Here is a 23,532-nt window from a genome sequence, read left to right as displayed (position 1 = left end):
TTATGTGGGGGTGCTGAACAGTTACGAGAAGTTAATTAAATTATCTGATGGAACTGCCTCTAAGCCCAGAACACAGGCTGGCGGATGGAGTTATGTGGAACAACTTCCCGATTGGATTGAGCTACAAAGGTCTGCTCTCCACGAAAAGGTTGAAGAAGATCTGGCGGTTTTGGTGGCCAAGTCATGTAACGATGACCCGGAAAAAAGGGCTGAACGCTTGAAGGTAGCGCCGAAACGACCTGAGAAAGTTCAAACGACTTCTGTAAGTTATTTACGTAACCCTGACGCTATTGCTGAAGTATTAAAAAGAGCCAATGGGAAATGTGAAGATTGTCGTCAAGATGCACCCTTTATAAGGAGAAAAGATAATACTCCATATTTGGAAGTCCATCATAAGAAAAGGCTGGCAGATGATGGTGAGGACTCCGTGGAAAATGCGATGGCATTGTGTCCGAATTGCCATAGGAAAGCCCATTACGGCTGATTACGCCAAAGACTCTTCTGAGCTGTTCAAAATTCCAGCTCAGAAGATGGTGTGGTTATATTTTCAATTTCGATAGAGCTTCTGATAAAGGGCCTCTAATAACATTAGCTTTCGGCTAAGTTACCGTTAATGGTTGGAAGCACCAATGTTCAGTAATTCTGCTGATCAACCGGCCAACAGTTAATTTTTTTGCTGCCGTCAGTTCTCGCCTCCAGGCCAGATAATGGGGAAGGTAACGAGTTGCAACCCCTTGGAATACGCCGCCAATCCAGCGTTTTAAATGACTGTGATAAGAATTTACAGTCTGGATGTGGTAGATGCCTTCAACAACATGTTGACCTGCTGATGTCACCAGCTCCTTGAAGACAAATCCAAGCTTGTCAGCAAGTTTTTCGTGAGCGAGGTGTGCATCCGCACAGACCGTGGCCTGTATCGATATGCGGCCATTTAAATGCCTGCACAATTCATTAGCACTTTCGTTTTCTAATACACCGTCAACGGTATTTCGATTACGGTCCCGAGCCACCATTACCGGGACTTTTCGGGCTTTGTTGGGATCATTACCCCGCTTTCGGGTTGGCCGTGGAAGGCCTTCTCTTTGCCCTTTGAAGGATTCACGGAAAAATGTTTCATCAAGCTCAGTAATGCCACAAAGCTCTTCTGCTTGATCATTATTAATCACTTCAAGAAAGCGGTGACGCCAGCGGAACGCAGTTTTCAAGTCAATGGCATTCTCAGCAGCAGCTGGTCGCAAGACCATAGAGTGAGTCATACCTGCGAGGTACTTGTTCCATTTTTCAGGGTGCCTGAGCCTTGCCAAAGGCGTTCCACTAAAGGCGTTAAACGTTGAGTCGCAAGTCTTGCAGTGGTAGCGCTGTCGGCCATTTCGTATGCCCCAGCGACCAACGCTATGGCTTTTGCATTTGGGGCACCTGGGGTTTTCGGCAAATTGGGCAAGTATGCTCTTTTCTACGTCAGGTGTTGCATTATCGTTATTGGGTATAGATTCACTGTAAACAGGTTCAGAGTCAGTGGTTTCTACTACCTCGGTAACCTCTATTTGAGTACTAAGGAGCGAGTTGTTAAGAATGTCTCGCTGTTCACTGGTTAATGTTGAAATGGAATCAATAAAATTCTGGAAGAGTTCAGATTGCATATCACTCCCCTACAACGTAGATTTTATGGGAGTTTAGCTGATTCAACCATTAACGGTAACTTAGCCTTAGCTTTCCTTTTACAGCGTTAAACATTTCTTCTTTTCTGTAAGATGGTAATGTTGATGTGAAGCATGCAGTAGTGTTAGAACGCTCGAACCAGACTTTAATACAGTCGTTGGATTTGAGCAGTTCTTGTGCAATATTGCGCTGCTCGTCATTTTTTAACCTATGAGCGTAATACTGCAACAGATATTGCTCCCCCTTGCGGCCATTCAAGAACAATACAGCACGGGCAAAGCCTTCCCATTTTTGAAGAGAAAGGCTGATAGCAGGAAAGCCTTCCCAATCCTCAATTTTGGCAACAACATCACTATCCTCAAAATACGGCTGAAGATACCTCAGGCTTTCATCACGCAGGGCAGTAATAACCTGATTTTTGAGATTTTGTGTACGATGGATGTCGTCAAGATGTTCCAGCACAAAATCAGTTACAGCCTCTGGAACTACAGGATTATTCATTAGCGCCTCCAAGTGCAAAATAAACTCTCTCAGCAGAATGACCCATTTGTTCAAGGGCTGAGACATGAAAGTTTCGGCTAGCTTGCCGGAGAGTTTGGATAGCAGATTACTGTAACTTACGCCTGTCCAGCCGCTTGGAGATTGGCCTGAAGGCGACAGTACTATAAACAAGCGAGTATCTTTTTCACCGTAGCGTTGCTTTATGCAGTCTTCGTAGTCATCAAAGGGGTTGTTCTGATCGTGAAAAATTTTATTTTCTATCACCATTACCCAATTTTGAGACTCTAGCAGGATGTCAATCCGATTCCCTTTGTCTGTTGGAATTTCTCGTAAAGGTTCACCTTTTAAGAAAAAGTCACTGACTTGTTGTTCTTCAGGAATGCATTCGGCCAGCGCAGCTAGCGCAAGCTCACCTAACTGATGCGCACCAGCGGGGTTGAGAAAAAAAGCCAGCAGATCTGATGTGGGGTTTTCAAAATGCCCACGGGCACCAACGGTGAAAAGATTTGCTTCAGGAGGTGCGGCAAAGGGGATTTCTTTGACCATTTTGAGTAGATTTTGAAGTTCTTCTATTTCCATCAGACAGATACCTCAGCGGAGCTTTCATTGATGTTGACCCTGTGCTGTTCTGTTTTTGATGTTATATGCTTTCTTCTTTGACTTCTCATGTTTTCAACCGCCAGAGCAAAGTCAGTATTCGTTACATCCTCTTGCCACCGACTCCAGAAGTCGATGGTGGCACTCAGCGGTTTTTCTTCTGGAGGAGTAATTTTAATTCTGCTGGGTAACAAAACTGAGTCACCGACAACCATTGCCTCACCAACATCCATGATGGGTAATGCTTCAAGAAGGCTTTCAAGGCTTTCTGGTAGCAGTTTTCGAACAGTGTTCTGGTCATCTGCATTGGTCAGGCGTAGAGAAATAATGTTATTGCACTGGCTTAATATGGTTGAGCTGACATCAGATGGACGCTGGCTTACGATCATCAGGGCAACACCGTATTTACGGCCTTCTTTAGCAATTTTTTCGAAAGCCTCTACTGCCCTTCGCTCAACAGGATTGCCTTCTTTTTTCGGCAGATAAAGATGGGCCTCGTCACAGATAAAGGCGATTGGTCTGCGATTCTCAGTACTAGTCCAGAACTGAACCTGATATATGATTCGGGCAACCAGACCAATGATCACGGGTAAAATATCAGCGGGCACCTCTGAAAAATCGATAACTTTGATGCTTTTTTTATCCTTGCCATATCCCATCAACTTTTCGGCAATTGCTGCCAAGGAGTCATATTGGTTGTAGGAGTCGGGACTATTGAACAAAAATCCGTATCGTTTGTCGTTTGAGCGGCTAGCCATTCGAACCAATAGCCGTGAGAATTCCCCGTTAAATGGACCATTCTTTAACCCACTTTTGGCACCGGGTACTTTTTCTTCATTCAAAAATTTGAGTTTCTCGATAACTTTATCAAGGGAGAAAGGAATAGGGCTGTCTAAGGTAAATGATTGTAGCAATTCAGGTTTGCTCTCTTGCTCAAGGAATGCCTTTTTCTGCTCAGTAATCGCATTTTGCACGACAACAACCTGATTGTGAGCACTAAACTCGCTGCGATCTACAAACAGAGACTGAATTTCCTCAGAGTTCAGGAGCCAGTAAGGTAAAAATAGTAGCGAATCATCTTTCGAATCCACCTCATCAGGACCGGGGATGCGTAGCTGCTTTGCATAACTGAGATTTTTGTATTCACCATGAAGATCAAATACGACAAGACTCGCTGATGGTAGCTGTGCACTTCGCTCTAAGATAGATGCAACTGTCCATGACTTTCCCGCCCCCGTGCTTCCCAATAACGCTGCATGTCTTTGAAACAGCTTGTTTCCATCGATAAAGGCTTTAGCGCTATCGTCCAGTTTGTAAGTTCCCAGCGGCAACGAGTGTTTGCTTTCACCTCCTTCGGAAATCACAAGCATGAATGACTCAAGGCAGGTGTCCTTTAACACATAGCAAGAAGAATCTATTTCTGGAACATGGTCTAGCGAGCGAGAAAATTTATACTTTTTATCCATGGCATGCCATTTTACCGACCCCATAAGGGTCAGTTTAACGGTGTTTACAACGGACTCTTCCACGAATTCGCCAATCTCTTCCTGTTCCTCATCATAAGAATCAGCAAGAGGTTCCTGAGTAACCACGGCCTTGATCACTTTATCAATCATGCCGATCAGCCAGCATTCGCTTGCACCACTCAAGCGAATGGTGACTAACTGACCTACTCTGGCCTTCCTGAGGTCACGGTCAGTATTAACGAGAATTGAAACCTTTCGTGTATCCACTTCACGCACTTTACCGAGTAGAGAATTAGCGTCATCAAATTCAAATAGTGCCATATCAACCTCCAAGAAATTCTACAGTGAACTGGTCGAAACGCCACAGCTCCTTGTCGTCAAGCTGAAGCCATTCGTTAAATCTTGCGTTGTAAACTCGCGTTTTGTCACAATTGTCTTGGTACGCCCGGCATGGGCATGAACTGATGGGGTGAAAGTCCCCTGTGGGAGAACCTACATCTGACTGGCGGTAAAGACGCCTGCTGATGACAACCACTAGCTTAAGGCAAGTGCAGTCCCGCGAGGGGCTGTGCGGAGGCAGTCTGAGTGCAAAGGTGCGAGCCGACGTACAGAAATCGCATATAAGGCTGAGTCTCTGGGCGAGTGAGCCAAGGATCACAAAGCCCTATGGTTCGTGAGACACGGTAAATGCGGCGGTTGTGCACTGAAAGTTCATGTCCTTATCCGGGGAGATCTGTTCAACATGCGATTGGTAATTCCCAGTTCTCAGCCACTGGTTACAACAGGCTCGGCGAACAGGTCTCATCATCCTGTTCGAGCAAACCCGATGGCAACCAATAGCGCCAGCAGAGGTAACTCCGCGTGGTGATTGGACAGAAGTCAGCAGAGGCCATAGTAGCTGTACGACAGAAGCCATTAACGGATGGGAAGTCGTTAGCGAAGGGCCGAACATCGACGACAAAGAGGAGACTGATTCCCTCAAGGCGATGCAGCCGTCCGGCGACTCACCGTACTTGGCGACAGAATCTTTAACCAGCTTTGAACCATGATCTACTAAATTGCGTACTTGAACCGGCTAATCTGGCAAGTGCATGGAAACAGGTCAAAAGCAACAAGGGTGCTCCGGGTATTGATGGAGTCACTATTGAAGCTTATCCAGACTTTGCCAAACAGCATTGGCCTTCAGTGCGTCAAGCCTTATTGGACGGAACCTACCAGCCATCACCCGTGCGCCGACATGTTATAGAAAAGCCGGACGGCGGTGAGCGTTTGCTGGGAATCCCTACCGTGATGGATAGGGTCATACAGCAGGCCATTGTGCAGGTGCTGACCCCTGTCTTTGATCCGGGTTTCTCTCCAAACAGCTTCGGCTACCGACCGGGACGGTCAGCACACGACGGAGTCCGTCAGGTTAAGCAGTTGATCAACCGGGGGCTTCATTACGCTGTTGACGTTGATCTGAGTAAATTCTTTGATACGGTTAATCACGACGTTTTGATGTCGAGGGTCTCCCGTAAGGTCCGCGACAAACGCCTTCTGAAACTGATTGGTAGCTACCTGCGCTCCGGTGTCATGATTGAGGGCAATGTCTACCCGACCAGGGTTGGCATGCCACAGGGTGGGCCTTTATCACCCTTGCTGTCTAATGTGGTCCTCGACGAACTCGACAAGGAGCTTGAATATCGGGGTCATTGCTTTGCAAGATACTGTGATGATTTTGTGATTCTCGTCAAAAGTCAGCGTGCAGGGGATCGGGTGATGCACAGCATTACCCAATTCATTGAACGCAAATTGAAACTGAAGATTAACTCCCGGAAAAGTAAAGTTGTGAAAGCAACAGAAAGCGAATTCCTGAGTTTCACCTTCACAGGGAAGAAAGTTCGCTGGGCCCAGAAGTGTCTGGACCGATTCAAATACCGGATACTCAAGTTGACCAGTCGTCGCTGGGGTGTCTCAATGCAACATCGGTTACGCAAATTGGCACAATATATCCGGGGTTGGATGGGGTATTTCCGGTTATCGGAATATCACCGACCAATTCCCCTGCTGGATCAATGGATACGTCGGCGAATCCGTTGCTGCTTTCTGAAGCAATGGCGCAAGCCGAAAACCCGTTTTAAGAATCTGGTCAGGTTAGGCGTTGATAAAATTAACGCCGCCAAGATCGCAGCCAGCAGCAAAGGGTATTACCGTCTGAGTAAAACCTATGCGGTACAACAGGCACTGAATAACAGTTACCTCGCGAAAATTGGGCTTGTTTCATTGAAAGACTTATGGATCAGGTTTCACCATCATCGTTGAACCGCCCGGTGCGGACCCGCATGCCGGGTGCTGTGGGGAGGGCTGGAGAAAGACCGGCCCTTACCCGATTTTGCAAATCAGCCACATGTTTGGGCAGCGGCTCAGCCACTCAGTTAATCGCTTATTGGTATCACGAGTGATGACAAGGGCATGACAGTGATCATGTTCAAGTTTCTGTTTGAAGGTGTTATTGACCAGTTGAGAATCATTAAATCCAAATCCAAGGAATAAGAACCGTGAATGATTCTGAACAGCTCGATCATAGTCCCCCAGCTGTGTTCTATCATCATGCAGGCGCTGGTACTTTGATGTTCCGGGGGTAATCATTGAGCGCAAAACGCCAACCGGCGGGTCTTTGATCCATGCATCACACTCGACGACTCTATCACCAATCACAAAGGTATTAAGTGATCCATGAGGTTTATAGAGCCTGATGTGCTTCCGCTCTCGTAAAACGGGTTTTACCCGCTTCCGCGAAGGTGATCGCTCAAGGTATTTTACTGATTTTGAGCATTCATCCCAGTTATATGATTTGCAATAACCCCCATGGAACCCAGTCAGGTATGGCTGTCGTTCGAAGATAAATGAATATTCTGCTAACAAGTCGTAGTTCGGGGTGGCAACATGTAGTTGGCGGTCGGTTTCAGGTAGCGTGTCCACAAGTTTTTTGAAAAGCTTGCCAGCAGGCCAAACGGTAGAGCCAGAGATAATCTGGTGAGAATAATTATGATCATGCTGGGCAACAAAGCTGGCTGTTAACGCAACGATCTTATTGGTCAGCTCATCATCCTTGATAAAATTCATTGCTGACTCAAAGTCGTGTGTTTTTTCAGCCAGAGCGCCAACCACTTGTTGCCACTGCTTGGCCTGCTCCTCATTTAGCCCGGTCGATAGCCTGTCCCTGAGGTGTTTCTCTAATGCAGGCATGCCAAAGTTGAGATCCAGTGCGCAGGATGTACCGGTGGCAAACAATACAAATGGCGTCTCAACGCTAAAAAAATCCGATATGGCCTTGTAGGCAATCTCTCGTGTTAGTTCCAAACCAACCTCCATGTTAGTTAACTTTGACTCGGCGCTTACCCGTCAAAAGCTGCTGCATCAGGGCTTTCTTTTCTTGTTTTAGTGCTGAGAGTTTCTGCTGTAGCTCTTTAATACTCTCAGTTGCGGCATGAAGTACATCTGCGATTTTCTCTTGCTCTTCAAGGGATGGAACTGGAACTTTGGTTGTCATGAACTCTGAGGGCTTGATGTTTAGAAGGCCATTGTTGCGAACGCCGGTATTCACTAGCCTGCCCAGTTGTGGTTTTAAGTAATCAGCCTCAAAGAGGTACTTGAAGTATCGGTGGCTCATTCCTTTCTTCAGCTTAAAACATACATATACATGTGGAACCAGCCCACTATCATAGGTCTCAAGATCAAATATGCAGCCAAATTCGTATGTTTTGGAGTTACCTTTGTTGTAGGCAAACTCACCTTTTTCTAAAAGAATGTAGTTTTTGACACTTTCACCAGCCATGTAGCGGCTGTAGCGTTCATCTTGCCTGACGAAGCCACTTAGCGATGAAATGGTAAGTATTGGGTGCTCATTCCCATCTGATTTTCTTTGGATGCGGTTAGCAACCTCATTGATAGTTTTGAAAATCCACTCATTATTGAATCCACAAAAGCGCTTTTTACTAGAAAATAGCTTCTGCGTCAGAGCTTTTTTTTGCTTCTTGCTATTGGTCAGCAACTGTTCAATTGTAGTTATAGCTTCATCCCAAGTTGTCAGGATTTTTGCTATCTCTGCTTGTTCATTGTAGGGAGGTAGTGCAATTTTGAGTTTTTTAAAGTATGGAATACCAATGGTTTTAATAGTCGAACCCACAGCTTGACGCTCAAACTCTTTTTTATGGAGCTGAAGCCAGTTGTATAAAAACCAGCTATTAGTAGATACTCTGTTATCGCATTTCCATGCAATAAAGTGCTGGCTAACTGCCATTGGTTCCGCCATTACTCCACTTTTTCCAACACTTGCATCTCTTGCTAAAACAACAGTTTCGGACGGATGAATTTCAGCCGAGCTATTCTTTATGCCCTCTAATGAGATCTCTTTATCAGTTTCACGTACATAGCCTTTGTCCAATTTGTTAGCATCTGTAAGTGAAATCCACTTAATTCCTCCGTCCCAGTATTGAGGAAATGATTTACTGGGTGTGTGTCCGCTACAACGCTTGGCAAACTTATCTAGACAGTCGTATTGCCAGCCAGAAGGGATTTCAGTGGGCTTAAGTTCACGCACCATAACCCAACTCCTCCAAATACTTCGCCATCTTATCTTCTAATACTTCCAGTTGGGTCTTGAGCTGCTGCCGTTCAGCCCGAACAGCCATCAAGTCTATCTCTTCCTCCTCTTGGAAAGTGTCTACATAACGGGGAATATTCAGGTTGTAATCGTTCTCACGGATCTCGTCTAGGCTGGCAACATAGGCGTACTTATCCACATCGCCCTGTACCTGATAGGTTTTTACAATCTTGCGAATATTGTCTTCTGTCAGCAGGTTCTGGTTTTTACCGGCCTTGTACTCACGGCTGGCATCAATAAACAGTACATGGTCATCGGCTTTTTGTTTCTTGAAGATCAGAATTGCAGCAGGTATACCGGTTCCGTAAAACAGCTTTTCTGGCAGGCCAATGACCGCATCCAATAGATTTTCTTCAATCAGCTTCTGGCGGATTTTGCCCTCGCTGGAACCTCGGAACAACACGCCATGGGGGACAACAACGCCCATACGTCCGTTCTTGGGAGAAAGGGTCTCAATCATATGAAGGATGAATGCGAAATCACCTTTGGTTGCGGGCGGTATGCCCCGGCGGAAGCGACTGAATTTATCGTGCTCTGCTTCATCGTGACCCCATTTGCTTAACGAAAATGGCGGATTCGCAGTCACGATATCGAACAGTTGTAAATTACCGTTTTTATCCAACAGTTTTGGGTTACGAATGGTGTCGCCCCACTCAATCTTGTGGTTATCTTCACCATGCAAAAACATATTCATTTTTGCCAATGACCAAGTGGAGCCAATGGCTTCTTGCCCATACAGCGCATATTGCTTACTGCTATGGTTACTCACTACTTTGCGACCGCATTTCATCAGCAGAGAACCGGAGCCACAGGCTGGATCACAAATGGTATCGCCCGGTTGTGGATCAAGCAGGTCGGCAATCAGATCAGAGACTTCTGGTGGAGTATAAAATTCACCGGCCTTCTGACCACCACTGGCGGCAAAGTTCTTGATCAGATATTCATAGCCATTACCAATTACATCCAGTGAACCAACACGGCTGGGCTTGAGGTTGAGTTGAGGCTTGGCAAAATCTTCTAGCAAGTGTCGTAAAATTGTGTTTTTCTGTTTCTCTTCGCCGAGGCGGTCTGTATTGAAAGAGATATCTTGGAATACGCTTTTTCCAGAGTCTTTCAGTTTGGTGCCATTAGCCTCTTCGATGGCATGAAGTGACTGATCTATACGCTCGCCATTACCCGGTTCGTGACGACGCTCCCAGAGCGTATAAAAACTGGCCTGTTTGGGCAGGACAAAACGCTCATTTTTCATCATCTCTTCGATCAGCTCTGGCTCATCACCGTATTGAGCGACATAACCTTCATAATGATCCTGCCAGACATCACTGATGTATTTCAGGAACAACATGGTGAGTATGAAGTCTTTGTAGGTATCTGCACTGATTGTACCCCTGAAGGTATCACAGGCAGACCATAGCGCTTTGTTGATGGTGTCCTGATTGATTGTTTCTGTCATGAATTGGTTCCTTGCCCATCGTCATTGCTAATGGCACATCATTATCAATCAATAAATATTATGGCTTTGACGATGATGGTGTAGGGTGCAGTCAGTCGTAGCTGCCATCGGAAATATCTGGATGTTTAGTGGCTTTGTCTGAGCCATAGTGATCCGGACGCAATAAATAAAGCTGTTCAGCACCAAGGTTTCAGGCAGTTTACCCGCTTCAATAGAGCGAGGGTAGTGGTGACTGCCGCAGTCATGGGGGAACACATCAAAGAGTGAAGGTTTGCGCTTTTCTTTTCCCGTGAACGTGAAATGTAAGATGGGTGTAGGGCATTGGTAAGTTAGGTCTGGCTGAGAATACCCGGTAGTAAGGTGCATAGCCCGGTGATTCAGTAACGGTGTAGTCTACCTTTAATTTGAATTGGGGCAGTGGACACCTCCACGGCTTTCCCTCCGGGGATGCCAGTGCCTCCCCAGCATACATAGCCAATGAACGATGCCAGCTCCGGTAATATTCATCACTGGCCAGCCATGCTAACTGGCGTGCTGTTGCTGTGAATTTTGGAATATTGAAGAGCTTGTCCAGCTCAATGTGCAGATGCGTCCCCTCTGTCAAAACATGTAGAAATAAAATGGATTGGGCGCACAACTCAAGAGCGATTTTTGTGAACTCGGCAGCAGGACAAAGGGTTTTCAGCAACAGGTCAGGCAGTAAAATCTGTTTGTTTCGAACACTGATGCTGAGTTGTTGCTGATATCCTCCCTGCAATTTCTCAATTTCACTGTGCCAGAACTTACGTTTTAAAGGCTGGGTGCTGTTTGCTGCGCTGATTAGAACTTTGTAGTGTACCGGAGCTGTACAAGTCATGGTCAGGTAGCCTCGGTCAAAACAGCTACCCAAATGAAATAAAGGGATAATTTCTAAAGGAAGCAGCAACTCACAAAGTTGCTTGTCTTCACCGCAAAACAAACACCAGATATGGGGCTTATTGAGGTAGGTGAGTAAATTGCCATAGGCAATCAGGAAGTGTTTCTGAGGTGGAGAGGTTGGCAGAGAAAGCTTAAGAGGGTGGTTGTTGGAGAGGAGGTAGCTGGAAGGTGTCGTCATTTCCTGCCTCGATCAATTTTTTTAAGGTGGCTTCATGTTCTGGGGATGGAGTATAGCGAATACATGCTTTTCGGATGATGTTGTTGCGAGTGATAGAGTGACCTTTTTTCCTGAGTTCATGTACAGCCCACTCAAAGACACGAGGGACGTATACCTCTCGGCGACAGATTTCTTCGAGATACGCCATGGTTACTGGGATCTTGTCAGGTATCTTGGTAAAGATATTATTTTGCCCCAGAATTTTGCTGATTTTACTGGGGTTGATTGGTTGGGGCTTTCCGGGGCTACTGGCCAGTTCGGCGACAATAGTTTTAACTTGTTGCAGATATTCTTGATCTCGTTTTTTCCAGTCAATACGTTGAGATTCTGATGCTTTTCCTTTTTTGGCAGGGCGATTGTTATCCAGCCAGCCTCTCTCGTAGCGGTATAGAAACTTGATGGTGCTGTTGATTTTTTCTTTTAGTTCTGTGATAGAGAGTTCAGGGTACTTTTTACGGGCTTCTAGGTAGACCTTTTTATGCTTTTTTACTCTACTTTCCATAATATGGCTATTTGGTTTTATTTTAACCTGATTAAGCCAGACAGGGGTTAGATTCAACTCGACTGCTTTTTTCTTGATCACTGGCCTTGTGACCGACATGAGCTGCTCTAATTTGTGGATCGAGTATCCTGCTTGAACGTATTCGGTGAACTTCTGATCCCATGTTTCACCATACTGGAGAACATTGCTTGTATAGACGGGTTGTTGCTCGGTATTACAGGAATACTTAAAACCGCAAGCACAACGAATGATCGCATACAAAGGGCTGGATTTGCTGTGCTTATAAGTTTCTTCGATCACAGGAGAGTTTTCCCCCGTTTGGTTACAGAATGGGTTGGGGCAATCAGGGGGAATGAACTCGTGGTGGCCAACTGGATCTTGGCATAGGGTCGGCTGTTCCTTCAGAAAAACTCGCAGGAGAATATGCTGAATAGGGTGAGCCTGTAGACCGAGTTTTTTTCTTCTGGTCATAAACCTCAGCCAACTGTGTTCGCTACTGAAGTTATGTGGGACTCCAAGTTGCTCAAGCAGGGACTTCGACCAAAAGGATGAGAACGCTTCACTGAGCTTTATTTGATCAATTAGCGTACCTTTACCATAGCCAGCTTGAAGCAGCGATTTTCTATAGTTTGTTGAGGTAATAGGATTTCGATACCGGGTGAGGAGTTGAGCACTTTTGACGGCAATTATTTTGAGCTGTTCATCAGGAACAATCTTTTTTTGAATGAGATTGGGCTCGGCGTGCTTTTCAGCACTGGCAAATAAATTCGCTGGAAGATTCTGCTTATCCACAAGCGAATTCAGTGTAGGTACAAAATGATCAGGGCAGACTAACACCCCCGGTAGTTGGTGGCTACGATGCCAGTAGGAAACACCATACGTTTCTTTATCTTTCTGTAGACACTCCGGGCAATACCTCAGGTATCTGAATTCGCTGATCGTCGATGCCAGCATCCCCAGCAAGCCCTGCGTTCCTTTATTGAAATCATCAAGCATTTTTTGCTTGGCAATTTTGATTTTGTTTTTTGAAAACACAGAAGAGTAGTAAGGCAGGGGCGTGTGGAACTGTATGATATCTTCTGGATTGTATTTGATCAGGGGGAGAAGCTGAGCACAAAAACGTTTCAGTCCTGTGGGCAGGCCAGAAATGGCACAGCCGTGGTGGCAATCAAAAATGGTTCTTACTGTAACCAGAGGGTAGTGGTTAGCTGACTGGTCGTGGTAACGAGCCACCCAGCTATAGAAAGTCTCGTCTGGCAGTGGGCGAGGAAATTTCAAAATCATTTCAGTCCTTTGAATACTTGTTTTAGTTATCGGTTGTTAGTCCTTTTGATTTCACTATTTGTGGATTTTAATTTATAAAGATTGAGGGTTTTCAGTAGTCAGGGTTATAACTCCACATCTCTTTCATAATCAAATCCAAATCCATATTTCTTGAGTAGTTCTGGAACATGGTTTGGGTCATCATTCTGGTTCTGCTCTTCAATAAAATTATTCATAGGTTCCAATTTTTCTATGTCGAGAGTAATATCAGCTCTTGGTATTTCAGGGGATAACTGTATAGGCTTGTCAGGATTTTCTTGCAGTTTTTTCACATATTCGATAGCTTTGCTGAGAAGATCCAGCTTTGGTTGGCGTGTATACTCATTCATGGTCATATCCGTTGCTTTTTTTGCTAAAGCTTCTTCTACTCCTGACTCAATAAGTGAGTTTTTCAACCACTCAGGGATTTCAATTCTTACTTCATATTTTCTGTTTGCATCAATTACATCAGTTTCGGAATCAAAGTTTTTTAGAGATTGGCTGATTCTGAAATTTCCAAAATTAACATCAGGTAGGGTTTGAAGTCGGCGGATGTCACCTGTTCTAATAGCATCTAGGTAGGTTTGACTGATTGTAACTGTTCAGCACCCCCACATAAATCTGGAATTTTCTGATTTTTATACCATCCTCTTAAGCACCATTTTTCCACAATATTCGCCAGCATGATTCCAGAACTACCCGCAACTATGTCGGCTGAGATTCTCTTGAAAGAGAATGCAGAGCTGCGGATGAGAGTTGCCTGTCTGGAAGAGCGATGTCGAGAATTGGAAGAAAAGGTTGGCAAGAACAGTCAAAACAGCAGCAAGCCGCCATCGTCTGATGGTTATCAAAAACCTTGTAAAAACAGTAATTCTCCAGATCATTCTGACGACCTTTCCGCAGATAAAGGTACCGATCCATCGGATGAAAAACCCAATCCTAAAAGTCTGAGACAGTCTTCTGGTAATAAAGCCGGTGGAAAGAAAGGGCATCAGGGCACTTGTCTTAAACAGGTCGATATCCCTGACTATATTGAGTACCTTCCGGTTAAAGAATGCAATAAATGTCAGGCGTCTCTTCTTGATAGTGAGCCGGTCAAATATATTGAACGACAGGTGTTTGAACCAGGGAGACCGGGTGAATTTGAAGTAACGGCCCATAGAGCTGAAGTAAAAATCTGCACTTGTGGTTGTCGGAATCAGGCTGAATTCCCGGAAGGTGTTACCGCTGCCGCACAATATGGCTCAGCCACACAGGCTATGGCCGTCTATCTTAACCAATACCATTTCCTGCCTTTTAAGCGCGTGTCAGAGTATTTTAATACTCTCTATAAAATGAGTGTAAGTGCAGGCACTGTCGCCAATTTTGTGGCCAGAACCTATGAAAATCTGGCTTCTACTGAAGAGGTTATTCGTGACGCCTTGCGGGAATCGTCTGTTGCCGGAGCCGATGAAACGGGTATGCGGGCCGAGGGCTCTTTGCACTGGCTACACGTTATGCGGGATGAACAATGGACGCTCTACTACTTGTCTGAAAAGCGAGGTCGTGAGGCCATGGACACGATGGGCATACTGCTAACATTTGCAGGCGTTCTGGTTCATGATCATTGGAAATCCTATTTTGCATATGCGGCAACTCACGTACTTTGCAATGCCCATCACCTGAGGGAGCTTTTGGGTGTTGTTGATAGGGACAGCAATCAACTGGCGTTGCGATTGATGAAGCTACTGAGGCTTTCCTGGCATTACTGCAAGGGCTTTAAGACCATAGGTATGCTACAGATGCCAAGTGTTGTCTGTGAACGAATCGAGAAGATTTATGACCGGTTGCTTCAGCGGGCTCTAATGAAAGAAGTCGTCTATATGGAGAAGCAACGAGAGGAGCTTAAGCGCAAGAAAGTCAAGAATACTAAAGCTTACAATCTCTTCAAACGACTCACTGAGTTCAAGGCTGAGACACTGCGCTTCATGTCAGATTTTACCATTCCCTTCGATAACAATGGCAGTGAGCGGGATGTTCGAATGGCCAAGTTAAAGCAGAAAATCTCAGGCTGCTTCAGGAGTGCAGACGGTGGTTCTATGTTTGCACGGATTCGCAGCTATTTGTCGTCTGCCAGAAAACAGGGAATGGACATATATCAATCACTTCATAGAGCTGTTCGGAATTACTGTAATATGCCTTTGCTCAGTGCTGAATAGTTACGACTGATTTTAAAATTCTTTTTTGCAAGTTTTGAAATTAGTTTTGGAGAGATTCTAGAGATAGACGAAGATGATTTAATGTCTTTTTTGCTTTTTTCTTCATAAAAAACCTTTAGTTCATCTTCAATAATATACTTTTGAATAGCAATAAATAGTAATATTGTGTACTGCGTAATACCTGCTGTTTCGTAATAAAATTGTTCTATTATCGAAAGTTTTATTTGAATGCTTTCTTTTTTTACGTTTTTTTTGGTAGTCGAATAGTGTTTTTTCAACTCTCCTTCTGTTAATGTTTCTTTTGTTGATTGGTATCTTTCGAAAAGAAATGTGATTAGGTCTTCATACTCTTTTGGGGCGCGATTATCATTGTCCTCTAGATTTTTATTGCCTTTGTTGTTGGTAGGGTTTGGGGGGAATGGTTCAAAATATATGTCACCATGTTTGGTGAATTTAGATTTAAATGAAAAGGATAAATGTTTAAAGGCATTAATAACTTCGAGTGTTCCTACTAGGCAAATTGGAACTTCAAGCTCTTGAATTAATTCAACAAGGAAATTAGCAATCTGTTTTCTGTTTTTTTTATCCTTTTGTGCCAATAATTGAATGTCATCAATGACTAATATTCCAAGGTGTATCTCTCGTATTACTTGTTTAACCCTTCCGATATAAGTCTTTAGGTCGATTTCGGTGTTTCGTCCTAATGATTGTTTGAAGTTTTCTTCATAATTTGATCCAAGTAGATCGTCCACTTTTGCTAGGATATTGTTACAAAGACTCATTTGACCACCTTCTGAAGGGCAAACAACTGATAACCATGTAACCTGAAGTAAATTTTCATGTATCGGTGAAGCAGCTTTTTCGAATTTTTTGGATTGAGATGTGTGAGCAATAATTTGTGGATAATATGAAAGTGCCATGTTGACTGCTGAGGTTTTTCCCTGAGAACTGATTCCGTAGATAGTCATTCCACCTACAGAGTTTCCTGTTTCTCCAGCGTGCATTTTATCGGAATAGCTACTTCTTATCATTTCACTAATATCCCTAAAAACTGTTAATGATGCTGTTGTTACACGATAAAGTTTTTGTATTGATGTTGTTCTGGCGTACTTTAGATGGGAAGGTAATGCTCTATCAGCATCAGTTATTCTTTTAGGGAAGAAGTTGGCAAAAGTTAAAAAATCAGATTCGCTCAAATATGGGGGGAGGGCTTGAGCAAGCTTTGCTCTCAAATAAGGCTCAATGTCAGAGTAATCTGTATATTGAGCTATAGGCACCATTCTTCCTGAGCGTGTTTGAATGTATTCTGGGCTCTCAATTAGACTGTTTTTAATAGCCTTTTTGAATACGGTTTGGTTTTCCCTCAGGGTTTCGAAATGTTGATTTCTATTCATGGTAGTCATCTTCATCATCTTCGAGATTTGCAGATTGTTTGATCAAATTAACATATGAGTGTTCTTCATATGAGTTGGGTTCAACTGGTGTATTGTTAGGTGTTATTTCATCTAACTGACTTGCATAAGCTGATTTAATATCGTTGGCTTCTTCTTGCAAATGTTCTTCATGGATCTGTTTCTTACGTTCATTTGCACCTTTCAGGAATTGATTTTGAGACATATCACCTGTTTCATTATTGGTTTTCTTTGCGGCCTCCTTTTTTCTTTCGCTCATTCGTTTGTCGATTTCTTGCTGAAGTTCGGCACTTTCTTTTTTTAGCTCTTCGCTTTTTTTGTGGTATTCATCTTTATAGTCGTCGTATTCGATCCAGCTTAGCCCTTCCAGTGAAATTCTGGAAAATGTATCGATGCCTTCAGACAAGTCGGCTTGAACTGCAAGTTTACTTTTAGGGAGTAAAGCACATTCAATAGGAGTATTTGAAGAATCTAATGGTAAGTAGATGGCATCTATTATAGATTCGTGTTCAAGAATAGTGATTCTATTATTTTGTACAGTTTTTTGATATTGTGTTTTTATTGAGGATGATAACAGTTCATCAGCGTGTTCCGTCAGTGGCTGATAAAGAAGTCCTTTATATTTTATTCCCTCTTCAGTTATTGTGGCAGTACCCGGTTTTAAAAAGTGTCTCCTGATATGTCCTTCGCTACAAGCAAAAATACTGCCCCCCACTTGTTCAATTCCATGCTGGAATAAATCATATGGGCGTGTGGCAATATTTTCTTCTAGGGATAGATTGGTATGTATACGAGGGTTTCTTATTGTGGAGTGGTTATGCAATAATATTAGATCCAAAAAATCATGATACAGTTCTTTAAAGGTTTTAATAGCGTTTTTTCTTATGTCTGGATCACCATAGCGCTTTTTGGGCATATTCCCATATGAAGGGTCGTATATTTTTTCCCAGCTTTGTAGAGTGTTAAACCTCCTTTCAACTGTTCCTTTCCAATCCGGTCTTTTTGATGCTGTTGTTTCAATGTGTATGTTGAATGTTTTCTGGATGTGCTCTGGTATGTAACCTCTTAACTCACCTTGATCAATGATCAGTTTTTTTGGTATGCCTCCTATGTTAAAGCTTAATTTACCCTTGGTGTATTCTGGCTCTATGTAATTAAGCTTTTTTAGTAAGGTTTTTTTGTCTGTTGCCATATTCACGAGTGCTGCAAGAGCAGTTGTGCCTGATGGTTTTCCTAATGCCATATGCCAACCAATGATAAATCTAGAATATACGTCTATGACTACATAAAAAGTAGGTTGACCTATTAAATTGAATGGTTCTCTGTGAGATTTTATATAGAAGTCTAATATTGTTGCATCTATTTCAAAAGCATGACCCGGATATAGAGCCACTTGAGAACCAGTTTTTGGTGTTCGTGATAGAGTAGTTTGCTGTTCACCTATTCTATTTCTTTCTCTTTCCTCGCGAGTGTAATTCTTGTAGTAAAAATTCTTGAATTGTGCATAGGAAGGTTTATAGTCATCTCTAAGCTCTTTTTTTCTCGTCTCTTTAGCTTTGGTTATGTCATTAATAAATGTTTCGATTGCAATATTTCCATTGCTGTCAAATTCATATTTGTAATAGTTTGATGCTATTAATGCGTCGTAAGATTTTTGAAGGCTTTTTTTGTTATTTAGCTTTTCATGTACTATGAATTTCTTGAAAATGTCTTTGTCTTTCTCTGTTAATGCAATGCCTTTGTTTGGATTCTCTTTGTACTTTCTCCCACGTTTCTTTCCGGGTTTGTCTTTTGGTATTGGCGTTGTCCCGCAGTTACTGTAATCTGGGTAAAGGGAAAATTCGCTTTTTCCTCGCTTCCAATAAATTTTTAGTATTTTTAAGAAAAACTTTGCTGAAAATTTCTCTGTATTATCTTTTGTCTCTACAAATACATGTCGATAACTGTTGTTGTTTCTTGATTTTCTTGTTTCTTCTTTGTATAGACTTGATCTTCCTTCTCTTGTGAATATGCTTGGCTCGTCGTGAACATAATCACAAATCATTCTCCATCTTGGTACGCCCGGCATGGGCATGAACTGATGGGGTGAAAGTCCCCTGTGGGAGAACCTACATCTGACTGGCGGTAAAGACGCCTGCTGATGACAACCACTAGCTTAAGGCAAGTGCAGTCCCGCGAGGGGCTGTGCGGAGGCAGTCTGAGTGCAAAGGTGCGAGCCGACGTACAGAAATCGCATATAAGGCTGAGTCTCTGGGCGAGTGAGCCAAGGATCACAAAGCCCTATGGTTCGTGAGACACGGTAAATGCGGCGGTTGTGCACTGAAAGTTCATGTCCTTATCCGGGGAGATCTGTTCAACATGCGATTGGTAATTCCCAGTTCTCAGCCACTGGTTACAACAGGCTCGGCGAACAGGTCTCATCATCCTGTTCGAGCAAACCCGATGGCAACCAATAGCGCCAGCAGAGGTAACTCCGCGTGGTGATTGGACAGAAGTCAGCAGAGGCCATAGTAGCTGTACGACAGAAGCCATTAACGGATGGGAAGTCGTTAGCGAAGGGCCGAACATCGACGACAAAGAGGAGACTGATTCCCTCAAGGCGATGCAGCCGTCCGGCGACTCACCGTACTTGGCGACAGAATCTTTAACCAGCTTTGAACCATGATCTACTAAATTGCGTACTTGAACCGGCTAATCTGGCAAGTGCATGGAAACAGGTCAAAAGCAACAAGGGTGCTCCGGGTATTGATGGAGTCACTATTGAAGCTTATCCAGACTTTGCCAAACAGCATTGGCCTTCAGTGCGTCAAGCCTTATTGGACGGAACCTACCAGCCATCACCCGTGCGCCGACATGTTATAGAAAAGCCGGACGGCGGTGAGCGTTTGCTGGGAATCCCTACCGTGATGGATAGGGTCATACAGCAGGCCATTGTGCAGGTGCTGACCCCTGTCTTTGATCCGGGTTTCTCTCCAAACAGCTTCGGCTACCGACCGGGACGGTCAGCACACGACGGAGTCCGTCAGGTTAAGCAGTTGATCAACCGGGGGCTTCATTACGCTGTTGACGTTGATCTGAGTAAATTCTTTGATACGGTTAATCACGACGTTTTGATGTCGAGGGTCTCCCGTAAGGTCCGCGACAAACGCCTTCTGAAACTGATTGGTAGCTACCTGCGCTCCGGTGTCATGATTGAGGGCAATGTCTACCCGACCAGGGTTGGCATGCCACAGGGTGGGCCTTTATCACCCTTGCTGTCTAATGTGGTCCTCGACGAACTCGACAAGGAGCTTGAATATCGGGGTCATTGCTTTGCAAGATACTGTGATGATTTTGTGATTCTCGTCAAAAGTCAGCGTGCAGGGGATCGGGTGATGCACAGCATTACCCAATTCATTGAACGCAAATTGAAACTGAAGATTAACTCCCGGAAAAGTAAAGTTGTGAAAGCAACAGAAAGCGAATTCCTGAGTTTCACCTTCACAGGGAAGAAAGTTCGCTGGGCCCAGAAGTGTCTGGACCGATTCAAATACCGGATACTCAAGTTGACCAGTCGTCGCTGGGGTGTCTCAATGCAACATCGGTTACGCAAATTGGCACAATATATCCGGGGTTGGATGGGGTATTTCCGGTTATCGGAATATCACCGACCAATTCCCCTGCTGGATCAATGGATACGTCGGCGAATCCGTTGCTGCTTTCTGAAGCAATGGCGCAAGCCGAAAACCCGTTTTAAGAATCTGGTCAGGTTAGGCGTTGATAAAATTAACGCCGCCAAGATCGCAGCCAGCAGCAAAGGGTATTACCGTCTGAGTAAAACCTATGCGGTACAACAGGCACTGAATAACAGTTACCTCGCGAAAATTGGGCTTGTTTCATTGAAAGACTTATGGATCAGGTTTCACCATCATCGTTGAACCGCCCGGTGCGGACCCGCATGCCGGGTGCTGTGGGGAGGGCTGGAGAAAGACCGGCCCTTACCCGATTATTTTTCTCGAACTCAATCTTCTCTTTCTTCTTGGCAACTTTTACAGTGTCATCAGGGTATATTTGAGTGTCAATAAAGGATGAGAAAGGGTCTTCATCAAGAAAAATTGAGTAAATATTGTTATTAATTTTCTGCTGAATATCTAATAAACTTTTTTCCTCAGGCAGGGCGTCATTGAATATGTGTATCCAGAAAAGAGTATCTTCTCGTGGATTTATATGGAGTACTCTGTACAAGTCAAGGGATTTAACTGCTATCAAATCGACTTCGCTTGTATTTGCCAGTATTAAGGAGTTTTCGTAAATCATTTTTCATTAATAGTGTTAGTTAATGTATCTCGACTTTAGAGTCTGTATAAAACGATAATTCGGTCAGCTTTTTATAGTGAAGCAAGCCGAAATCAGTGAACTGTTTTTCCAAGTTCGTTATTACTTCCGTTTTTTGCCTAAAAGCCTTTAGTTATGCTGCTTCTGAATTATCCGGTATTAACTGGTCGATCAGATCGCGAAAATTGAACTCATATTTTTGCTTATATCTGTTCCAGCCCTTGCGAATAGAGAACCTCGGAATAATTCCTGAAAGAGCAATTTTCATCATGCCTGCAGTGGTTGTATCCGGGCTTCTCCAGGGTATCCGAGAAATATTCAGACATGCCTGATTTTTACAAACGGTTAATAACTGCAATAATGCATAGCCTGCCATTTTCAAATGCATCCATCGAAGCAGTGTTCGCAATTTCTGCTGCCATAAATGGCAACAGCCAAAAGCATGTTTGAGTTGGTGAAACATTGGCTCTACCGGCCATCTCCGGGAATAGGCACGAAGCACCTCCAGTCCCTCAAGTTCCGGATTGGTCGAGATGAATATTCTGCTTTCGGTCAGACCTTTGTCATTTTCAAAGCGACTCCAGACGACGCGTACTTCACGACCTTTAAGGAATCTGGCGCGACAGATCAGGGTACGATAACGTATTTTGCGAAATTTGCCGTACATCCATACTGTTGCTTTTTCTTCCGGCAGTTTCTTAACCTGTTCTGTCGTCATCTTGATGCCGTACTTTTTTGGGCGCCCTCGCTTCTTTACGGTGGGTGCTGGCGGCAAAGCATAGAGGGCCCGATTTGAAGGTATCTGACCAACAACTTCTATGTTCATTTCCAGAGCTGGCTTTATCAGTGTCCAGTTCATATACCAGCAATCGGTTAGCAGGCGTAGCACTCGATCCTTCACTTCATTGCGTACCACCCTGAGCATGGCCACGGCAATTTTCAGTTTGCTGGTGTTACCTGAAGCTGGTGTCGGAAATGAGATCACCGGTATGGCGGTAAATACTTCATCTGCAGCCCGCTCAAATATGATGGCCAGGGAAACCCAACACTGCCCCCAGATGTACGTCGGCCGATTGCGTTTCTTGCTGTGTTGATGATGTGTACGACAAGCAGGGGCTTTGTCGGAAAACCGTTCGATTACCCAGTCATCAAGCCCCAGGACCACAGGTTGATTCTCAGGAGCTTTGGAGCAGACCAGACGGATCAAGTGGCGTGCCAAGTTCTTCCATTGCCACTTGCCCTGAGATAGCCAGTGGTGGTAGCTGCTCCACACACAATGAAAATCAATTGTTAACAACGCCTGTGTAACAAAGCCGTCGGCTGAAAGCATGCAACCGAACAGCAGTTCGCAGAACGTTGGTACTGCAGTTGATGATAGCGCTCCAGCAAGAAAGGTTGTATATGAAGCGAGCTCCCTGAGGATTACTTGATGATCTGAAGTGAGCATGGCAACCATCTCGAATTTCGTCATTGGGGATGGTTGCTTTTAGCAGATTATGCGCCGGAACTATTGTGCTCTTAAAACTCTAAAGTCGAGAATGTATGTTTTCTTAGTTGTGTTGAGTGCGTTATTGGGCCTATGGAAAAATTTCTGAGATCAACGTCGATTTCTCTTATTGCGATCATTTGATAGAACATATTTAGAGACTCGCCTTTATTTAGTTGCATCTTGTCATCAATTTCTCTACAGAGTTCATTAATCTTCCCATCTTTGATGTTTATGGATTGAATAATCATATGTTTAATTTTCTCTGAATGGCTATCAGTCAAATTTATACGAGCGTGGCCTATCACAAATTCAAGGTTATTTATAATATTTTTTGGGAGGCATCTATCTGTTATTATCATAAATTTTATTCCTTTTAATAACCAGTATGCTTGTTCAATGCGTATTTTTTCTAGAGTTCTATCTTTGAGTTGGTTTGCTGGTTTGATATGAATCGCCAATTGCTTTTCTTTCTTAGTAACTGTTCAGCACCCCCACATAAATCTGGAATTTTCTGATTTTTATACCATCCTCTTAAGCACCATTTTTCCACAATATTCGCCAGCATGATTCCAGAACTACCCGCAACTATGTCGGCTGAGATTCTCTTGAAAGAGAATGCAGAGCTGCGGATGAGAGTTGCCTGTCTGGAAGAGCGATGTCGAGAATTGGAAGAAAAGGTTGGCAAGAACAGTCAAAACAGCAGCAAGCCGCCATCGTCTGATGGTTATCAAAAACCTTGGTACGCCCGGCATGGGCATGAACTGATGGGGTGAAAGTCCCCTGTGGGAGAACCTACATCTGACTGGCGGTAAAGACGCCTGCTGATGACAACCACTAGCTTAAGGCAAGTGCAGTCCCG

At 44.1% G+C, this 23,532-nt stretch carries 20 protein-coding genes; 5 read left to right on the top strand and 15 right to left on the bottom strand.

Annotation, left to right across the window (positions count from 1 at the left end; genetic code table 11):
- Nucleotides 1-10 precede the first annotated feature (10 nt).
- Complete coding sequence (locus tag MJO57_RS23330) at nucleotides 11-484, top strand: HNH endonuclease (protein WP_252019134.1); 474 nt, start codon at nucleotides 11-13, stop codon at nucleotides 482-484.
- A gap of 115 nt (nucleotides 485-599) precedes the next feature.
- On the opposite strand, the gene MJO57_RS23325 is transcribed toward MJO57_RS23330, so the two are convergent.
- The 3 genes from MJO57_RS23325 to MJO57_RS23315 are packed head-to-tail and all read right to left on the bottom strand — an operon-like array spanning nucleotide 600 to nucleotide 4,544.
- The gene (locus MJO57_RS23325) at nucleotides 600-1,640 is read right to left on the bottom strand and encodes an IS1595 family transposase (RefSeq protein WP_252017335.1); all 1,041 of its coding nucleotides are present in this window, start codon (nucleotides 1,638-1,640) and stop codon (nucleotides 600-602) included.
- Nucleotides 1,641-1,689: 49 nt separating this feature from the next.
- A complete protein-coding gene (locus tag MJO57_RS23320; RefSeq protein ID WP_252019132.1) occupies nucleotides 1,690-2,739 on the bottom strand; it encodes a PD-(D/E)XK nuclease family protein in 1,050 nt (349 codons plus the stop codon).
- Nucleotides 2,739-4,544 (bottom strand): ATP-binding protein, encoded by a 1,806-nt coding sequence (locus tag MJO57_RS23315; RefSeq protein WP_252019130.1) that lies wholly within the window; start codon nucleotides 4,542-4,544, stop codon nucleotides 2,739-2,741. Before MJO57_RS23315 ends, MJO57_RS23320 begins: the two co-directional genes overlap by 1 nt.
- Before the next feature lie 717 nt (nucleotides 4,545-5,261).
- Here MJO57_RS23315 and ltrA (MJO57_RS23310) point away from each other — a divergent pair.
- Nucleotides 5,262-6,524 carry a group II intron reverse transcriptase/maturase gene (ltrA, locus tag MJO57_RS23310; RefSeq protein ID WP_252017357.1) on the top strand — a complete coding sequence of 421 codons (1,263 nt, stop codon included), beginning with the start codon at nucleotides 5,262-5,264 and terminating at the stop codon, nucleotides 6,522-6,524.
- Nucleotides 6,525-6,584: 60 nt separating this feature from the next.
- Here the strand turns inward: ltrA (MJO57_RS23310) and MJO57_RS23305 are convergent, their stop codons facing one another.
- The 6 genes from MJO57_RS23305 to MJO57_RS23280 form a co-directional block, all read right to left on the bottom strand.
- The gene (locus MJO57_RS23305) at nucleotides 6,585-7,565 is read right to left on the bottom strand and encodes an SIR2 family protein (RefSeq protein WP_252019128.1); all 981 of its coding nucleotides are present in this window, start codon (nucleotides 7,563-7,565) and stop codon (nucleotides 6,585-6,587) included.
- A 13-nt stretch (nucleotides 7,566-7,578) separates the two neighbouring features.
- Entirely contained in the window at nucleotides 7,579-8,808 is a 1,230-nt protein-coding gene (locus tag MJO57_RS23300) for a restriction endonuclease subunit S (RefSeq protein WP_252019126.1), read from the bottom strand.
- Entirely contained in the window at nucleotides 8,798-10,321 is a 1,524-nt protein-coding gene (locus MJO57_RS23295) for a type I restriction-modification system subunit M (RefSeq protein ID WP_252019124.1), read from the bottom strand. The genes MJO57_RS23300 and MJO57_RS23295 overlap by 11 nt, the downstream gene beginning before the upstream one ends.
- A gap of 256 nt (nucleotides 10,322-10,577) precedes the next feature.
- A complete protein-coding gene (locus MJO57_RS23290) occupies nucleotides 10,578-11,417 on the bottom strand; it encodes a hypothetical protein (protein WP_252019122.1) in 840 nt (279 codons plus the stop codon).
- On the bottom strand, nucleotides 11,371-13,242 hold the full coding sequence (locus MJO57_RS23285; RefSeq protein ID WP_252019120.1) for a TnsD family Tn7-like transposition protein: 1,872 nt from the start codon (nucleotides 13,240-13,242) through the stop codon (nucleotides 11,371-11,373). The genes MJO57_RS23290 and MJO57_RS23285 overlap by 47 nt, the downstream gene beginning before the upstream one ends.
- A gap of 104 nt (nucleotides 13,243-13,346) precedes the next feature.
- Nucleotides 13,347-13,676: a hypothetical protein gene (locus MJO57_RS23280; RefSeq protein ID WP_252019118.1), complete on the bottom strand. Its 330-nt coding sequence runs from the start codon at nucleotides 13,674-13,676 to the stop codon at nucleotides 13,347-13,349.
- A 267-nt stretch (nucleotides 13,677-13,943) separates the two neighbouring features.
- Here MJO57_RS23280 and MJO57_RS23275 point away from each other — a divergent pair, with 267 nt between their 5' ends.
- Entirely contained in the window at nucleotides 13,944-15,458 is a 1,515-nt protein-coding gene (locus tag MJO57_RS23275) for an IS66 family transposase (RefSeq protein WP_252017330.1), read from the top strand.
- On the opposite strand, the gene MJO57_RS23270 is transcribed toward MJO57_RS23275, so the two are convergent.
- Both MJO57_RS23270 and MJO57_RS23265 read right to left on the bottom strand, forming a co-directional pair.
- A complete protein-coding gene (locus MJO57_RS23270; RefSeq protein WP_252019116.1) occupies nucleotides 15,425-16,852 on the bottom strand; it encodes a TniB family NTP-binding protein in 1,428 nt (475 codons plus the stop codon). The two genes, MJO57_RS23275 and MJO57_RS23270, sit on opposite strands and share 34 nt — an antisense overlap.
- Nucleotides 16,845-18,944, bottom strand: coding sequence for a hypothetical protein (locus MJO57_RS23265; protein WP_252019114.1), 2,100 nt, complete (start codon nucleotides 18,942-18,944; stop codon nucleotides 16,845-16,847). Before MJO57_RS23265 ends, MJO57_RS23270 begins: the two co-directional genes overlap by 8 nt.
- 580 nt (nucleotides 18,945-19,524) lie before the next feature.
- On the opposite strand from MJO57_RS23265, the gene ltrA (MJO57_RS23260) reads away from it, so the two are divergent.
- A complete protein-coding gene (gene ltrA / locus MJO57_RS23260) occupies nucleotides 19,525-20,787 on the top strand; it encodes a group II intron reverse transcriptase/maturase (RefSeq protein ID WP_252017357.1) in 1,263 nt (420 codons plus the stop codon).
- Here ltrA (MJO57_RS23260) and MJO57_RS23255 read toward each other — a convergent pair.
- The 4 genes from MJO57_RS23255 to MJO57_RS23245 form a co-directional block, all read right to left on the bottom strand.
- Nucleotides 20,765-21,166 (bottom strand): hypothetical protein, encoded by a 402-nt coding sequence (locus tag MJO57_RS23255; protein ID WP_252019112.1) that lies wholly within the window; start codon nucleotides 21,164-21,166, stop codon nucleotides 20,765-20,767. The two genes, ltrA (MJO57_RS23260) and MJO57_RS23255, sit on opposite strands and share 23 nt — an antisense overlap.
- 151 nt (nucleotides 21,167-21,317) lie before the next feature.
- Nucleotides 21,318-22,655 (bottom strand): transposase, encoded by a 1,338-nt coding sequence (locus MJO57_RS23250; protein ID WP_252017304.1) that lies wholly within the window; start codon nucleotides 22,653-22,655, stop codon nucleotides 21,318-21,320.
- A 47-nt stretch (nucleotides 22,656-22,702) separates the two neighbouring features.
- Complete coding sequence (locus tag MJO57_RS33420; RefSeq protein WP_371924671.1) at nucleotides 22,703-23,131, bottom strand: TnsA endonuclease C-terminal domain-containing protein; 429 nt, start codon at nucleotides 23,129-23,131, stop codon at nucleotides 22,703-22,705.
- Nucleotides 23,083-23,238, bottom strand: coding sequence for a hypothetical protein (locus MJO57_RS23245; RefSeq protein ID WP_252019110.1), 156 nt, complete (start codon nucleotides 23,236-23,238; stop codon nucleotides 23,083-23,085). The genes MJO57_RS33420 and MJO57_RS23245 overlap by 49 nt, the downstream gene beginning before the upstream one ends.
- Here MJO57_RS23245 and MJO57_RS23240 point away from each other — a divergent pair.
- Nucleotides 23,237-23,446 (top strand): DUF6444 domain-containing protein, encoded by a 210-nt coding sequence (locus tag MJO57_RS23240; protein ID WP_252017356.1) that lies wholly within the window; start codon nucleotides 23,237-23,239, stop codon nucleotides 23,444-23,446. The genes MJO57_RS23245 and MJO57_RS23240 overlap by 2 nt on opposite strands.
- Nucleotides 23,447-23,532: the final 86 nt, after the last annotated feature.

Source organism: Endozoicomonas sp. SCSIO W0465, assembly GCF_023716865.1.
Lineage (GTDB): Bacteria > Pseudomonadota > Gammaproteobacteria > Pseudomonadales > Endozoicomonadaceae > Endozoicomonas.
Note: the sequence above shows the minus strand (reverse complement) of the source record. Positions and strands in the feature narration are given on the sequence as shown.